Origin of the sequence: Acinetobacter sp. GFQ9D191M (genome assembly GCF_011174875.1) — a bacterium.
Taxonomy (GTDB): Bacteria; Pseudomonadota; Gammaproteobacteria; order Pseudomonadales; family Moraxellaceae; genus Acinetobacter.
The window spans coordinates 1-700 of sequence record NZ_JAALGV010000174.1 but is presented as its reverse complement, the minus strand read 5'-3'; the positions used below and the strand labels follow the sequence as shown (position 1 = coordinate 700).

General features: G+C 31.7%; 1 protein-coding gene. It reads left to right on the top strand.

Translation table 11 applies throughout. The features are described 5' to 3' along the window. Nucleotides 1–206: 206 nt before the first annotated feature. A complete protein-coding gene (locus G5T77_RS16985) occupies nt 207–674 on the top strand; it encodes a hypothetical protein (protein WP_166136778.1) in 468 nt (155 codons plus the stop codon). Nucleotides 675–700 lie beyond the last annotated feature (26 nt).

Sequence of the window (700 nt, the reverse complement as noted above, 5' to 3'; positions counted from 1 at the left end):
TGTGCTGAAAAGGCTGCCGACACATAAAGTGACCCAGATTGAAGAGTTACTGCCACACTGCTGGAAACCTAAATCGAATTAAAATTGGTATGGGATTCAGCGGACGCTTACTTAAAAGATTACTCTTACGACATAAATTGTCGTAACATGCTTAAGCCTAGATTTCCTTATTTTATTGATTTAATAATAAGAATTATGGAGTTAATATGCTTTTTGATAATACGATGAATAAAGAGTTGCAGTCCTTTTCTAGAAACATTGCTTCTCAATTACTCTTAGGGGGATTTGCATTATTATCTCTCTATACAATTGATACTAAGTCTAATTTATCTTTATTTAACTATACCTGCCTTTATATATTAGGAATATTACTTATTCTTTGGTCTATGTACTCTGCTATTAGTAATGTTTGTATTTTATATAACGACTATCGAGATTATTTATGGCGTCAGGGAGAGAAATTTGATCGTATTCGCCTTATGACTAAGCCAAATAAAGAAGACAATAACTTAATTGAAATATCAAAAAAATTCAAAGGATTAAGAAATAGTCTTTTAATTAAGTTCAGATTAGAAGGTGCTTTCATATTGCTAATTTGGGCTTCGTTTGGATTTATTTATATACTAGGTATTGTTATGGTATTTCTACAGCAAACTAAAGTTCTGAGTATTTAGCCTAGCTGAACCGTACCGGGTTTGTC

Excerpts from the sequence above, each read along its gene's own strand:
- G5T77_RS16985 (WP_166136778.1), top strand. The coding sequence starts at position 207 with ATGCTTTTTGATAATACGATGAATAAAGAGTTGCAGTCCTTTTCTAGA.